We start from the raw sequence: 14,418 nt of genomic DNA on the forward strand, positions 1-14,418 counted from the left end.
CTCAGGCGTTTTCCAGGGCCGAAAGCGACCGCGACGCGGCCTCGAAATGCTGCGGGTGGGTTTCGATGGCGTCGCGCAGAAGCCCCTTGCCGATCTCGACGTCGCCGCGCTTGATCGCGGCAAGACCCAGCGAATAGAGCAGCTCCGCACGCTCGACCTGGGTCATCTCCAGCACCGGCATGTTGTAGTTGCCCTGCGCGCCGCGGGCGAGGATCAGGTTGTTCTTGGCGGTGAACATCGAGGGATCGTGACGCAGCGCGTCGACGAACATGCGCTCGGCCTCGCCGAACTCGCCGCGGGTCAGCTTGGAATAGCCCCAGTTGTTGAGAACCGGCGCGGGCTTGGTGGTGAGGCCCACGGCGATCTCGTAGAAGCTGTCGGCCTTCTTCCATTCCTTGTTGCCGTCCGCGATCATCGCTTCGAGCCGGTAACGCTTGAAGGTCTCGTGGGTGGGGGGGATGGAATCCAGCACCTTCTCGGCGTTTTCCCAATCGTTGTTGCGGATCAGGGCGTCGGCAAGCTGCACCCGGTCCTCGTCGTCGGATTCCTTGTGATCGACGACCTTGGCCCAGGCCTGCGAGGCCTCGCGCGGGCGCTGCGCGCGCACCAGCGACTTGGCATAGCCGCGCATCAGGTCGATGCGTTCGGGATCCTGCGACGCGGCGCGCTGGAAGTAGGCCACGGCCTCTTCCGGGTTGCCCGATGTCAGCATCACGTCGTTGAGCCCCGCGCCGTCGATGGCATTCACGCCCGAGAACTCGCGGTCCACGGCGTCCTTGTCGATCGTGCGGTCACAGGCGGAAAGTCCGACGACCCCTGCTAGGCAGAGGGTCACAAGGATAGGGTGGCGCATTTGTTGCGTCCTTTTTACTGCTCTTGCCTCGTCACGTGGTGGGCCGGATCAGGTAACTACCGCTCCCCCGGCGCACCAGCTTGTATTCTTGTTGTCCGTCGGCACCGTACCCCGGATTTTCCATTTTTGCGAGCGCCAAGCGCAGATTGTCGCGGATTGCGTCACTTTCGCCATTGTCCAGCGCATAGGCGCGGCGGAACATTTCGGCGGATTCCGCGGTTTCGCCCCGCTCCATGAGCACCACGCCCAGGTTGTTCCAGGCTTCGGCCCACTCCGGTTCGGTATCGACGGCCCGGCGCAGCAGACGTTCGGACTGGTGCAGCCGCCCGAGCGCGAGGTTCGCGGAGCCGAGCGAGGTCAGCACCTCGCCGGTCAGGCCGTGCGTTCCGGCGGCGCGGGTATAGGCTTCGAGCGCCAGTTCGTACTGCCCCGCCTCCATCAGGCGGTGGCCGACGATCAGGCCGTCGACGGCCTCGCCCCCGGGATCGAGCGCGGGGGCGAAGGGATTGTCGCGCGCGGCGGGATCGCGTGCGGAAAACAGCGGCTGGCCGTCCTGCGAACAGGCGGCCAGCAACGAAACCGTCAGAGCGGCGAGAATGGTCAGACGCATGAGCCTCAGTTCGCGGCGAGATTTCCCAGTTGCGAGATGCTCACCACCGACGGACCCACGAGGATGATCAGCAGCGGCGGCACCGTGAGCATCATAGTGGTCAGCGTCATCTTTGTCGGCAACTTGTTTGCGGCTTCTTCCGCACGCATGACTCTTTTGTCACGCATTTCGTCCGCGTAGACCCGCAGGGCGTCCGCGATCGAGGTGCCGAAGCTGGCCGCCTGGTTGAGAACGGTCACGAAGGAGGACACGTCCTGCACGCCGCAGCGGTCGCCCATGTCGCCGAGCACCTGGCTCTTGTCCTTGCCGGCCTTCATCTCGTGGCTGATGATCTGGAATTCGTCGGCGAGCGCGGGGTAGGAGGCGCGGAGTTCCTTGGCGACCCGAACGATCGACTGGTCGAGGGACTGACCGGCCTCGACGCAGACCAGCATCATGTCGAGCGCGTCGGGAAAGCCGCTTTCGATCTGCACCTTGCGTTCCTCGACCCGCTTGGTGATCCAGTATTTCGGCGCCATGTAACCGACGGCTCCGGGGCCGAGGATGTACATGAGCTTTTGCTGCATCGTCGAATCCGCGCTGTCGACGAAGGTGAAGTAGTAGACCGTGCCCACCGCCAGCAGGCCGAGCCCCAGCACCATCTGCGCGAGGTAGTAGAGCCGCACCGCGTCGCGGGTGCGATAGCCGGCCTGCAGCAGCTTGAGCCGCATCTGGCCCAGTTCCTCGGCGCTCTTGGGTTCGAGGTACTGCGCGTACTTGTTCAGCTTCGCGTTCTTGCGCTTGTCGCGCAGGATGGCCTTGGTTTCGGCGTCGAGCTTTTCGCGGCCCGATTGCTTGAGCTTGTCCATCGGGTCCGGCTTGCTCGACAGCATCAGGGGGATGCTGGCGAGGATCAGCAGGAAGGCGAGGCCCGCGACCGCGATCAGCGGGCCCGCCGGGCCCAGCATGTCGGTGAGCATTGCGTTCAGAGCGTCCATGTCGGGTGTCCTCTCAGACCTTGATGTTCACGAGCATGCGCATGACGATCAGGTTCAGCGCGAGGAAGATGCCGACGATGAAGCAGGCGGGAATGAACCACGGGTGGTCGAGCACCTCGTCGTAGTAGTGCGGGTCGGTCACCTGGATGACGATCAGCGCGGCGACCGGGAAGCCCGACAGGAACTTGCCCGACCATTGCGCTTCGGCGGTGATGGCCTTGACCCGGCGGAACAGGCGGAAGCGGGCGCGGATCACCTTGGCGAGACCTTCGAGGATCTCGGCGAGGTTGCCGCCCGATTGCTGCTGGATGGTCACGGCCACGGCGAGAAAGCGCATGTCCTGCATGTCGAGCCGCTCGGCCATGTGCTTGAGGCTTTCGCCCACGTCGCGGCCATAGGTGCTTTCATCCGCGATGATGCCGAATTCGGTGGCGAGCGGGTCCTTGAGCTCCTTGGCCACGATGGAGATGGCCGAACTGAAGGGATGGCCCACGCGCAGGCTGCGCACCATGAGTTCCACGGCGTCGGGAAGCTGTTCCTCGATCATGCCGAGGCGCTTCTTGGCCTTGCCGTTGACCCACATGTAGACACCGCCCACGCCGAGACCGACGCCCATGACGATGCGCACGGCGAGCCCGGCCTCGGTGCCGATGGTCAGGCCGAGGAAGGCAAAGACGCTGACCCCCACCATCATCATGATGAGCTGGTTCGGGGTAAAGGCGATGGCCGCCTTCTGCGCCCGGTCCGCCAGCAACGAATAGAGCGGCACGCCGCGCGACTGCAAATGCTGGTCCATCTCCTTGCGGAGCTTGGCGAGCACCTCCTCGCGATTGGCGTTGCCCTTGTTGAGCATTTCGAGGCGACGGTTCACGCGGCTGTTGAGGCTGATCGACTTGCCGAAGACGACAAGGTAGACGCCTTCGACCAGGACGAGCACGCCCACGAAGATCAGGCCGTAGATGATCGGTTCTGCGGAAAGCATGGGCTTACTCCGGGCGGAAGGGTTCGTAGATCGAGGGCGGAATGTCGAAGCCCCACATGCGGAACCGCTCGGAGAAGTGCGAACGCACGCCCGTGGCGGTGAAGTGACCGATGATCTTGTTCTCGGGGGTCAGGCCGACGCGCTGGAAGCGGAAGATCTCCTGCATGGAGATGACGTCGCCTTCCATCCCGGTGATCTCGGTGATCGAGGTCATGCGGCGCGACCCGTCCTGAAGGCGGCTGGCCTGCACGATGAGGTTCACGGCCGAGGAGATCTGCGAGCGCATCGCCTTGAGCGGCATTTCCACGCCGGCCATGGCGATCATGTTCTCGAGGCGCGAAACGCCGTCCCGGGCGGAGTTGGCGTGGATCGTGGTCATCGAGCCGTCGTGGCCGGTGTTCATGGCCTGGAGCATGTCGATGACCTCCTCGCCGCGGGTTTCCCCCACGATGATCCGGTCGGGGCGCATCCGCAGCGCGTTCTTGAGACAGTCGCGCGGGGTGACGGCGCCCTTGCCCTCGACGTTGGGCGGGCGGCTTTCCATGCGCCCCACATGGGACTGCTGGAGCTGGAGTTCCGCCGTATCCTCGATGGTCAGGATGCGTTCGGCATCGTCGATGAAGGAGGACAGCGCGTTGAGCGTGGTGGTTTTCCCGGAACCCGTACCGCCGGAGACGATGACGTTGAGGCGGGTCGCGACGGCGGCCTGAAGGTAGACGGCCATTTCCTCGGTGAAGGCGCCGAACTGGATCAGGTCGTCGATCGCCAGCTTGTCCTTCTTGAATTTCCGGATCGACACCAGCGAGCCGTCGACGGCGATCGGCGGCACCATGGCGTTGAAGCGCGAGCCGTCCGCAAGGCGGGCGTCGACATAGGGGTTGCTTTCGTCGACGCGGCGACCCACGGCGGACACGATCTTGTCGATGATCCGCATGAGGTGGCGTTCATCCTTGAACGTCACGTCCGACAGGGTCAGCTTGCCGTTGCGTTCGATGAAGATCTGCTGCGGCCCGTTGACGAGAATATCCGAAACCGTGTCGTCCTTGAGCAGGGTTTCCAGCGGGCCGAGGCCCTTCACCTCGTCGTAGAGCTCCTGGTTGAGGGTGGTGCGTTCCTCGCGGTTCAGCACGATGCCCTTTTCCTGAAGCGCCTCCTGCGCGATGGAGGCGATCTCCTCGCGCAGGTCTGCGTCGGTCGCATGGTCGATGGCGGCAAGGTTCAGGTTGTCCAGAAGCGCGCGGTGCAGTTCGACCTTGAGATCGCCCAGCCGTTCCTTGCGCTTCTTCTCGCGATCCTGCGGTGCGGCCTCGGCCGCCTTCTTGGGAAGCACCTTGCGCGTTGCCGAGGGCTTGCGGGCGTCGGCATCCTTGACCGGCGCCTTGGCGGGGGCGGCGGTGACCGGCTCGGCCTCCCGGACCGGGGTTTTCTTGTATCGGGAAAACATCGCGTCTTGCTCCTATCAGGCGGCTTCGGCCTCGGACTGTCCGACGGCGTAAAGCTCGGCGGCCAGCTTGGCGATTTCCTTGCGCAGCGGGTTCTTCGCGGCCTGGGTGGACAGCGGAAGACCGTGGTCGCAGGCCTGCGACACCGGCTTGCCGCCGTCGCTGAGATGAAGGTCCAGAGAGATCCCGAGGCTTTCGGCCATGCGCTTGGCGCGGCTCTTGCCCTGCAGATCGGTGAATTTCGGCCCGCGGTTCAGCAGGAACCGCAGCTTGTCGAAGGGAAGATCCTCGGACTGCATCGCGCGCTTCAGCCGCAGCACGTTCTGGGCCGACCGCATGTCGAGTTCCAGCAGCGCGAAATAGACCTGCGCCTCGGTCAGCACGGTGTCGGTCCATTGGGTGATGGTCGAGGGCATGTCGACCACGACGAAGTCGAAATGCTCCCGCGCCACGTCGAGCAGCGCCTTGACCTCTCCCGGCCCGACCATGTCGAGCGGCAGAAGGTCGGAGGGCGAGGTCAGCACGTTCAGCTTTCCCTCGAACGAGGACAGGGCCTGCGCGAAGCTGTCGCCGTCCATGTTGTCCATTTCGCTCAGCAGTTCGATCACCGCCTCGCGGCGGGGCAGGTCGAGATAGGTCGCGACCGATCCGAATTGCAGGCCGAGGTCGATCAGGCAGACGCGCGGTCCGCCCTCCTTGGTGACGTTGGCCAGTTCCCAGGCCAGGTTCACCGCGAAGGTCGTCGCGCCGCAGCCGCCGGCAAGGCCCTGCACCGCGATCAGCACGCCGTCGCCGTCGCCGCTGAGCTTGACGCTGTCCTTGCCGCGGCGGGTGGTGAGTTCGAGGTCGTCCTGTTCCTTCTTGCGAAGCCGTTCGACCGCGGCGGCCAGTTCGCCTTCGGGGAGGGGGTAGGGGACGAATTCGTCGGCGCCCCCGCGCAGCAGCTGGTGCAGCGCGGCGGGGGTCACATCCTCGGCAATCAGGATGACGTCGATCCTGCGGGCCTTGGCCGCCGCGATGATCTGGTTCATCAGGGCGAGGTTTTCCTCGTCCTCCTCGTCGATGGCCATGGCCACGAATTCGAGCCCGTCCGCATCGGGCTGGTCGAGGAAGGCCAGCGCCTCGCCGAAGCCGAGATCGCCCCAGCCCTCGCCGAGAAGACCTTCCATGTCCTCGATCAGAAGATCGAAGTTCTGCACGTTCCGGCTGATCGTGCAGGCGACGATCGGGCTCTGTGCCGTCGGCAGAGGGGGTGTACTGGTCATGCCTCTCATCCTTTGCTTTGGGGATTCCCCGGAAAGCAGAGGAGGAGGGCCGGATCGGCCGGGACGCCCCTTGCTATCCGGGAAAAGCCGAACCGACTCGGGGTCGGAACAGTCTTCCCGTTACAAGGAGGGTCGCTGGAAATGTGGGCAACATTTGGGCCGAATAATCGTAATTGTACGGTATTTCCGCACGATCACCCAAGCCGGCGTTTACTGTTCCGTACGGTAGTCGCCGCCCTCGATGCCGCTCAGCGTGGTGGTCGGCTGGGCACTGCGCACGTATTCGCGGTAGATCACCTCGGCATATTTGCCGTCCAGCACCGTAGGATGGCCCTTCACGAAGCCCGAAACCTCGGTCACGGTGCGGCGGTTGCGCCGCTCGCGGCCCTCGGTCACGATCAGCGGCTGCGTTTCTCCGAAGGAAACAACCGCTTCGAGCCGCGAGGTCGAGATGCCCTGGCTGGCAAGGTAGCTGACCACGGCACGGGCGCGGCTCATGCCGAGAGTCTTGTTGTAGCCGTTGCCGCCGACGAGGTCGGTGTGACCGTAGACCTTGAAGCGCACTTCGGGGAACTGACGGATCCAGTTGGCCTGTTCGCGCAGCGTGTCGCGCGCCCCGGCATCCAGAACCGCGCTGTTGAAGGCGAAGTTCACCGTGGTGGGAACCTCGGCCGCGAATCTCTGGGACAGATCGTAGACATAGGCCTTGTCGCCGTTCATGATCTGCGTGTTGTTCATCGTCGCGTTGCCGAAGCTGCCGGTATCGGTGATCGACCCGGCCTCCTCGAAGAACTGGCTCTGGATCGGATCGTATCCGATGCCCGTGCAAGAGGCGAGGGCACCCAGCCCCAGAACCGCTATGCTGTTCCTGATCATGCTCTGCCCCCGCATATTTCGCCTCAGTCCATCACGTAGCCATATGAGCCGGTGAAGTCCTGCTTGGCAACCTCGCCCGCAGCGCCCTTGACCGGCCGTCTGTTGTCGGAAGCGGTCCGGCCGAAGAGGAACAGGTCCTTCTCGGACGGCGGCCGCACGCGGTCGGTCGGCAGGGCCAGTGCCTCGCCCCGGGTCGGCGTGACCAGGTGCGGGGTCACGATGATGACCAGCTCGGATTGTTCGCGGGCATATTCCGCGCTGCGGAACAGCGCGCCGAGCACCGGAATGTCGCCCAGCCACGGCACCTGGCCGCTGATGTCGCGGAAATCGTCCTGAAGCAGGCCGGCGATGGCAAAGCTTTCGCCGTCGCGCATTTCCACGGTGGTCGAGGTCTCGCGGCGCTTGAATGCGTCGATGCGGATGGAGTCGAGGTCGAAGCCGTTGTCCGGGTCGATGGAGGACACCGCCGCTTCGAGTTCGAGATTGATGAGGTCGCCGTCCACCACCCGCGGGGTGAAGTTCAGCTCCACGCCGAAGGGTTTGAATTCGATGGTGATCAGGCCGTCCTGCTGGTTCACCGGAACCGGGTATTCGCCACCGGCGAGGAACTTGGCCTCCTGCCCGGAGAGGGCGGTGAGGTTCGGCTCGGCCAGGGTGCGCACGACGCCCTTCCGTTCGAGGGCTTCCAGCAGCACGCCGACTTCGAGACCGCCGGCGTTGAACCCGAAGAGCATCGCGCCCTCGGTATCGGTCGGCACTGTCACGGGGCTGCCCAGACTGTTGGAACCGTCGAGCCAGGTGCCGGTTTCCGAGGACACGCCGAGATCGCCGCCCAGAAGGTTGCCGCCCAGGCTCAGCGAGGAGCGCAGGGTCTTGGCCACGGAACGCTGCATTTCGGCAAAGCGGACCTTGAGCATGACTTGCTGGACGCCGCTCACCACCATGAGGTTCGACACCCGCTCCGGGGCATAGCGTTCCGCGAGGTCGAGCGCCCGCTGGAGTTTCTGCGAGCTCGACACCGAACCCGACAGCACGATGCCGTCGTTCGCGGTGCGCACCTCGATCTTTTCGCCCGGAAGGATCTGGCCGAGACGTTCCTTGAATTCCGTCACATCCGCCGCGACCCGCACATCCACGTTGGTGATGAGCTTGCCGTTCGCGTCGAGGATGGTCAGCGTCGTGGTGCCCGGCGTCTTGCCCAGGACGTAGATGGTGCGGTCCGAAAGCGAGGAAATGTCGGCGATCGCAGGGTTGGCGATGGAGAGCTCCGCGAAGGGGCTGTCACTTTCGACCACGACCGCGCGGTTCATCGGCACGCTCAACACGCTTTCCGTGCCCGTTCGCACCACCCGGAGATTTTCCGCGTGGGCCGCAAGGGCCAGAGGGCTCACGCCCATGGTCAGCCCGAGAAGGGCCACCTTCAGAAGTCCGTCGATTTTCATGTGACCTGCCTTTCGATCACGCCTCGGTCGCAGGTCTTGGTGTGCCTGCATTTGGAGCGACTGTGCGTCACTTTCCGTTTTTATGCAAGAATCAAAGGGTTCGGCGCGCTGTCTTATGTGGACATATCGCAACAATGGAAGATTCCCGATGATCCGGCGGCCCGCGGGCATACCACGGGGCGCCGGTGGGCGCCCCGTGGCAAGATCATGATATTGCTCAGTTTGTGCAGGGGATCGGGATCTCGACGACCTCCGAACCGCGACGCACCCGGGTGGTGCAGACTTCGAGCGCCTGCTTCTCCGCCTTCTGTTCCTTGCGGGTGATCCCGAGCAGCGAGCGCTGGTCGACCTCGATCGCTTCGGCCACCGTGGTGTCGTTCGCCGCCATCAGCGACAGCGACAGCCGGCCGGTGCTCTGGGCCTGCGCCAGGCTTGCGACCTGCTGCGGGCTGGCCGCGACGGTCACGGTTCGGGCGATGGTGGGATCGGAGGAATCCGAATGCGCGGACTGGTCGATGGCGATCAGGTTCACGCCGGTCTCGATCAGCTTGGTCACGTCGCCCGAGGGCAGGTTCGGATCGTTGCCGGGGATGCGCCCGGTCCAGTAGACGTCGACCCGGTCGCCGGGGCGCAGGAAGCCGGACACGCCGGTCGCCACGTCGACCTTGATGGCAAAGGCGCGCTGACCCATCTTCAGCCGCGAGGTGAGGCCGGCATCGCCGCCGGGCTCGGAGACCTTCACCGCGGTCAGCGCCTCGTTCAGCTCGATCACCCGGGTGGCGACGCGGGGCTGATCGCCGTCCGCGTTCAACGGGGTCGCCTCGTCGAAGAAGCCTTCCGGCATGATCTCCTTGGGCCAGGGCGCCAGCTTGATCGCGTCGTCGCCGATCACCTCGCCGATGGCGATGGCACGAGCGGCGATGTAGATGTCCTGCGTCGGAACGGCGCGCACGGCCTTCTCGCGTTCCTGTTCCAGCGCGGTCTGATACGCGCCGATGTAATTCTGTGCCATGTAGACCGCAAACCCGGCTAGTCCCAGGCCCACGATCAGCACAAGTCCGAATACCAGTCGCATGGTAAATCCTTTCGGGTTCTGCCTGTCTCTGCGGCGCCCCGTTCTGCGGGCGCGTCCAATCGCCGGTATAGCCCCCGATTGTGTTCAAAAGACGCCGGGGCGGGGGTATCTCCCGGGCAGGAACCCGGAAAGCAAAAAAGGCCGCGCCCTTCTGGCGACGGCCTTTCCGCAGATTGTGATCTTTCGGTGAGAATCAGAAGTCGTTCTGATCCGCCACCGCGCCCCCAGCCGCATCCAGCAGAACCGAGGCGTTGTCTTCGATCGTCCAGAAGGAGATCGCCGACATACCGACCACAGCGGCCGTAATGACCACCCAGTCAACAGTAACCGCGCCCGTTTCGTCGCGGCGAAAATTGCTCAGAAAGTGAAGCATCGCTCGTTCTCATCACGCTGGGTTGGTTGGATGGACCCGGGCCGTCCATGCGGAGGCCCGGGTCCGGTTCGTCAGGCGTGAACTCAGAAGTCGTTCTGGTCCGCAACCGCGCCGCCGGCCGCGCCGATCAGCGTGGAGGCGTTGGATTCGATGGTGGAGTAGGCGGCGATGGCCATGCCGACGACGGCAGCGGTCAGCACGACCCAGTCAACGGTCACGGCGCCATCTTCGTCTGCGCGGAAGGTCTTGATGAAGTTCAGCATTGGAATTCTCCGGGGTTGCCCGTCACGCGGGCCTGTTGTTGGGAATGGGTGCGCGGTGCTCTCGGGGCGCCGCGCCCCTGGTCATCCGATCATGCGGCCCTCAGGCCGGCAGTGCTCAGAAGTCGTTCTGGTCCGCAACCGCGCCGCCGGCCGCGCCGATCAGCGTGGAGGCGTTGGATTCGATGGTGGAGTAGGCGGCGATGGCCATGCCGACGACGGCAGCGGTCAGCACGACCCAGTCAACGGTCACGGCGCCATCTTCGTCTGCGCGGAAGGTCTTGATGAAGTTCAGCATTGGAATTCTCCGGGGTTGCCCGTCACGCGGGCCTGTTGTTGGGAATGGGTGCGCGGTGCTCTCGGGGCGCCGCGCCCCTGGTCATCCGATCATGCGGCCCTCAGGCCGGCAGTGCTCAGAAGTCGTTCTGGTCCGCAACCGCGCCGCCGGCCGCGCCGATCAGCGTGGAGGCGTTGGATTCGATGGTGGAGTAGGCGGCGATGGCCATGCCGACGACGGCAGCGGTCAGCACGACCCAGTCAACGGTCACGGCGCCATCTTCGTCTGCGCGGAAGGTTTTGATGAAGTTCAGCATTGTTTCTCTCCGATGTATCAGGTTCGCTCACGATCACCGCGTCGTCACCATCTGGGCCTCTCTCACTTGCCCGGCTCGGTTGCGGTATGAGGCTATAAAGCCCTTGGATCGTGGCGCGATTTGGGCACGAATGGATTGTTTTTGCAGTTTGAGACGGTTTCCCTATGCTTTCGTATAAGCATATGAAATTTAAGATATAAAAAATCGATCTTCTGGTTTCGAAAGAGCAAACACGGCAATTTCTCTGCGAATGTGCAACAAACGTGTCGCGTCTTCGGCGACGATCTTGGTGATTTCCGGCCTTTGTGCGACATTGGAAACAACAACAAGACCAGAGGCAGGTCGGCAATGAGAATGACATGGGCAGCAGCGGCCGTTCTGGCCGCGCTATCGGCGGGAGTCGCGCAGGCGGACTCTCCCGCGCCGTTCCCCGAGTTTTCCGCGAAACGGGTGAAGCCGCCCAAGGCGGGAACCGCGAAACGCATCACCGTCCAGATCGCGCCCGCGCCGGTGCTGCCGAAGGCCGCGCGGCCCGCACCCGAGGCCGCGACACCGAATGCCACCGGCCGCGCTGCCGGCACCGGGCGCTACGACTGGTTCTGGGACGTGGTCTCGCCTACCCTGGCCGAGGTCAGCGCCGGGCGCCTCGAAACCGCGCTGGTCAAGCTCTCGAACCCGCCCCAGGGCCGCGGCGTCGCCGCCCCCCGGCTCCAGGATCTCCAGGACATCGCCGCGCGCCACGGAATCGAACTGCTGAAGGCCACCGTCGGCACCCGCGTCTCCCCGGCGCTGGCGCTGGCGGTGATGGCGGTGGAATCCGGCGGGCGCGCAGATGCGATCAGCAAGGCCGGCGCGCAGGGGCTGATGCAGCTCATGCCCGCCACCGCCTCGCGCTTCGGCGTCTCGAACGCGCTGGACCCGGTCCAGAACATCAAGGGGGGCGTCGCCTTCCTCGATTTCCTGATGGATCGCTTCGACGGCGACCCGATCCTCGTTCTGGCAGGCTACAACGCCGGAGAAAACTCGATCCCTCAGCACTCCGGCGTGCCGCCCTATGCCGAAACCCGCGACTACGTGCCCAAGGTGCTGGCCGCCTTCAACGTCGCCAAGGGCCTCTGCCTGACGCCGCCGATGCTGGCCTCGGACGGCTGCGTCTTCCGCGTCGCCTCGCTCAACTGACCCTTCCCGCGGTTTCTTCTGGCCGCAAATATCCCGGGGGAGTCCGCGTCAGCGGACGGGGGCAGCGCCCCCCGTTCAGGGCGCGGGGCGCAGCATGACACCGGGGTTCATGATCCCGCGCGGATCGAGCGCCGCCTTGATCGCCCGCATCGCCGACAGCTTTCCCGCATCGCCGTATCGTTCCAGGTCGCCCACCTTCAGCCGCCCGACGCCATGTTCGGCGCTGAAGGATCCGTCGTGCTCGGCCACCAGGTCATGCACCGCGCGCGAGACCTCGGCGCGCACGTCATCGTGCTCGGACCGGGTGTGGCCGGGCTGCGGGAACACGTTGTAATGCAGGTTGCCGTCGCCGAGGTGCCCGAAGCAGTTGATCCGGAACGCCCCCAGTCGGGCCAGCCGCCCCGGGGCCTCGCGCACGAAATCCGCGATCGTCCCCAGCGGCAGCGAGATATCGTGCGAGGCCACCGCGCCCACGCGCTTGTTGGCCTCCGGGATATGCTCTCGCAGGGCCCAGAAGCTCTCGCGCTGCGCATCCGATTGCGCCACCAGCCCGTCACTCACCAGCCCGGCCTCCATCGCCTCGACGAAGAGCCGCTCCAGCGCCTCCTGCGGATCGAGGCCCCTGGGCAGGCCGAGGTCGATCAGAACGCACCAGTCGGGCGGCTCGGACCAGGGCTGGCGCAGCTCGGGGATGGTCTCGGCCAGGAAATCGAACCCGGTCCGCGACATCAGCTCGAAGGCGCTGACCGCCTCGCCCAGGTGATCCCGCGCCATGGCCAGCAGGTCCAGGGCCGCCTCCGGCCCGGCGACCGTCATCAGCGCCGTGCCCGAGGCGGCGGGCCGCGCCGCCAGCTTGAGGCTCGCGGCGGTGATCAGCCCCAGCGTCCCCTCGGCGCCGATCAGCAGATTGCGCAGATCGTAGCCGGTGTTGTCCTTGCGCAGCCGCTTCAGCCCGTGAAAGATCGTGCCGTCGGGCAGCACCGCCTCGATCCCCAGCACCTGGTCGCGGGTATTGCCGTAGCGCAGCACGTTCACCCCCCCGGCATTGGTCGACAGCAGCCCCCCGATGCGCGCGGTGCCTTCCGAGGCCAGCGACAGCGGAAAGAGCCGGGCGACCGCGCCCGCCGCCTCGTGGACCTGGGCGAGGATGGCGCCGGACTCGGCCACCAGCACGTTTTCCTCCGGATGGACCGAACGGATCGCCGCCATGCGCTCGAAGGACACGACCAGCGGCACCGGACCGCCCTCCGGCGCGACCTGGCCACCGACCAGGCCGGTCCCGCCGCCATAGGGAACGATGCCCACGCCCTGCGCGCCGCAGGACCGCACCAGCGCCGCCACCTCGTCGACCGAGCGGGGCAGGGCGACCCAGCGCGAGGCCCCCCTCCAGCGGCCGCGCGGCTCTTCAAGGTAGCGCGGCTCGGCCCGGCGCATCAGTCCGTCCGGCATGGCGCCGGCCAGCCGTTCCGCAAAGGTGTCGTCCGCATCGGTCAGGGTCATGGCCATGGTCATCCTCGTCTTCGGGCGCAGATTGGGCGGATTCCGCCGGGATTCCTAGGGCGCGGCAACACCCGCCGGCGTTTTGCCACGCCGGCCCGCTCCGCTCTGCCGTCTCGGGCCGGTTGACCCGGTGCCGCGCGGCCTGCGATACTCGATGCCGGAGGAACCGGACCTGCGCATCATCCCGCTCATCATCCTGACCGGCTGGCTGCTCGCGGCCGTCCTGCCCGGTGGCGCCCTGCCGTCGGTCGCGGCGGGCGGCGCGACGGCGCATGCCGATTGCGGCGGCGCGCGCGGCGGCCCGGAAACAGCTGCCCCGGATGCCGCACCCTGCGGCCATGCCGCGGCCTGCTGCGCGGTGCCGCTCTTCGAGCCGCCCTCGGCAGAGGCCGCCTGCGTCGCCACGGGCCCGGACCTGCGCCTGCCGGGGGCGCCGTCGGCCGTTTCGGCTCCTTCCGCGACCGACCCGCCGCCGCCGCGCGCCTGACCTGACGAACCCTGCCGGCGCAAGCCCGGCGTCTTTCCCCGAGGCCACGTCGCGTGGCCAATGTCAGGACAAGTACCATGAAAAGACCCGTTCTCCTTCTCTCCGCCATCGCCGTCGCGGGAGGGATCTCAGGCATCCTCGTCGCCGAGGGTGCAGGCTCCGAGCCCGACCGGGCTGAGGGGGCCGCCATCGTCGAGGTGGCCGAGCCCGACACGCTCACCGACGAGGCGCGCGCCGGTCGCGCCGCCTTCGATGCCGTCTGTGCCGCCTGCCACGGCACCTCCGGGGCCGGCAGGTTCGGCTTCGGTCCGCCGCTGGTTCACCGCCTCTACGAGCCGTCCCACCACGGCGACGCGGCCTTTGTCGCCGCCGCCGCCCGAGGGGTGCGGGCGCATCACTGGCCGTTCGGGAACATGCCGCCGCAGCCGCAGGTGAGCGCCGGAGAGATGATGGCGATCATCGCCTACATCCGCGCGATGCAGCGCGCCAACGGGATCGACTGAC

Annotated in this window: 17 protein-coding genes; 3 read left to right on the top strand and 14 right to left on the bottom strand. The window is 66.0% G+C overall.

Features of this window, described 5'->3' with window-relative positions; translation table 11 throughout:
• Position 1: 1 nt before the first annotated feature.
• The 13 genes from ACN0RJ_RS06890 to ACN0RJ_RS06950 form a co-directional block, all read right to left on the bottom strand.
• Complete coding sequence (locus ACN0RJ_RS06890; RefSeq protein ID WP_417719833.1) at positions 2-853, bottom strand: tetratricopeptide repeat protein; 852 nt, start codon at positions 851-853, stop codon at positions 2-4.
• Between the two features lie 31 nt (positions 854-884).
• Complete coding sequence (locus ACN0RJ_RS06895) at positions 885-1,463, bottom strand: tetratricopeptide repeat protein (protein ID WP_417719834.1); 579 nt, start codon at positions 1,461-1,463, stop codon at positions 885-887.
• A gap of 5 nt (positions 1,464-1,468) precedes the next feature.
• Positions 1,469-2,440, bottom strand: a complete 972-nt coding sequence (locus tag ACN0RJ_RS06900; RefSeq protein WP_417719835.1) for a type II secretion system F family protein — start codon at positions 2,438-2,440, stop codon at positions 1,469-1,471.
• A gap of 13 nt (positions 2,441-2,453) precedes the next feature.
• Entirely contained in the window at positions 2,454-3,422 is a 969-nt protein-coding gene (locus ACN0RJ_RS06905; protein ID WP_417719836.1) for a type II secretion system F family protein, read from the bottom strand.
• Positions 3,423-3,426: 4 nt separating this feature from the next.
• Positions 3,427-4,866: a CpaF family protein gene (locus ACN0RJ_RS06910; protein WP_417723803.1), complete on the bottom strand. Its 1,440-nt coding sequence runs from the start codon at positions 4,864-4,866 to the stop codon at positions 3,427-3,429.
• Positions 4,867-4,881: 15 nt separating this feature from the next.
• A complete protein-coding gene (locus ACN0RJ_RS06915) occupies positions 4,882-6,129 on the bottom strand; it encodes an AAA family ATPase (protein WP_417719838.1) in 1,248 nt (415 codons plus the stop codon).
• 210 nt (positions 6,130-6,339) lie between these two features.
• Complete coding sequence (locus ACN0RJ_RS06920; RefSeq protein WP_417719839.1) at positions 6,340-7,005, bottom strand: OmpA family protein; 666 nt, start codon at positions 7,003-7,005, stop codon at positions 6,340-6,342.
• A 23-nt stretch (positions 7,006-7,028) separates the two neighbouring features.
• Complete coding sequence (locus ACN0RJ_RS06925) at positions 7,029-8,447, bottom strand: type II and III secretion system protein family protein (protein ID WP_417719840.1); 1,419 nt, start codon at positions 8,445-8,447, stop codon at positions 7,029-7,031.
• Positions 8,448-8,664: 217 nt separating this feature from the next.
• Entirely contained in the window at positions 8,665-9,522 is an 858-nt protein-coding gene (gene cpaB, locus ACN0RJ_RS06930; protein ID WP_417723804.1) for a Flp pilus assembly protein CpaB, read from the bottom strand.
• A 193-nt stretch (positions 9,523-9,715) separates the two neighbouring features.
• A complete protein-coding gene (locus ACN0RJ_RS06935; protein WP_417719842.1) occupies positions 9,716-9,895 on the bottom strand; it encodes a hypothetical protein in 180 nt (59 codons plus the stop codon).
• An 83-nt stretch (positions 9,896-9,978) separates the two neighbouring features.
• Positions 9,979-10,158 carry a Flp family type IVb pilin gene (locus ACN0RJ_RS06940; RefSeq protein ID WP_417723805.1) on the bottom strand — a complete coding sequence of 60 codons (180 nt, stop codon included), beginning with the start codon at positions 10,156-10,158 and terminating at the stop codon, positions 9,979-9,981.
• Positions 10,159-10,273: 115 nt separating this feature from the next.
• On the bottom strand, positions 10,274-10,453 hold the full coding sequence (locus ACN0RJ_RS06945; RefSeq protein ID WP_417723805.1) for a Flp family type IVb pilin: 180 nt from the start codon (positions 10,451-10,453) through the stop codon (positions 10,274-10,276).
• Between the two features lie 115 nt (positions 10,454-10,568).
• The gene (locus tag ACN0RJ_RS06950; RefSeq protein ID WP_417723805.1) at positions 10,569-10,748 is read right to left on the bottom strand and encodes a Flp family type IVb pilin; all 180 of its coding nucleotides are present in this window, start codon (positions 10,746-10,748) and stop codon (positions 10,569-10,571) included.
• Between the two features lie 348 nt (positions 10,749-11,096).
• On the opposite strand from ACN0RJ_RS06950, the gene ACN0RJ_RS06955 reads away from it, so the two are divergent.
• Complete coding sequence (locus tag ACN0RJ_RS06955; protein ID WP_417719844.1) at positions 11,097-11,927, top strand: lytic transglycosylase domain-containing protein; 831 nt, start codon at positions 11,097-11,099, stop codon at positions 11,925-11,927.
• Between the two features lie 75 nt (positions 11,928-12,002).
• On the opposite strand, the gene ACN0RJ_RS06960 is transcribed toward ACN0RJ_RS06955, so the two are convergent.
• On the bottom strand, positions 12,003-13,427 hold the full coding sequence (locus ACN0RJ_RS06960; RefSeq protein WP_417724070.1) for an FAD-binding oxidoreductase: 1,425 nt from the start codon (positions 13,425-13,427) through the stop codon (positions 12,003-12,005).
• Between the two features lie 154 nt (positions 13,428-13,581).
• Here ACN0RJ_RS06960 and ACN0RJ_RS06965 point away from each other — a divergent pair, with 154 nt between their 5' ends.
• Both ACN0RJ_RS06965 and ACN0RJ_RS06970 read left to right on the top strand, forming a co-directional pair.
• Positions 13,582-13,914 carry a hypothetical protein gene (locus ACN0RJ_RS06965; RefSeq protein WP_417723806.1) on the top strand — a complete coding sequence of 111 codons (333 nt, stop codon included), beginning with the start codon at positions 13,582-13,584 and terminating at the stop codon, positions 13,912-13,914.
• A gap of 77 nt (positions 13,915-13,991) precedes the next feature.
• Positions 13,992-14,417: a c-type cytochrome gene (locus tag ACN0RJ_RS06970; RefSeq protein ID WP_417723807.1), complete on the top strand. Its 426-nt coding sequence runs from the start codon at positions 13,992-13,994 to the stop codon at positions 14,415-14,417.
• Position 14,418: the final 1 nt, after the last annotated feature.

The organism is Salipiger sp. (assembly GCF_048261495.1).
In the GTDB taxonomy this organism is placed as follows: Bacteria; Pseudomonadota; Alphaproteobacteria; order Rhodobacterales; family Rhodobacteraceae; genus Salipiger.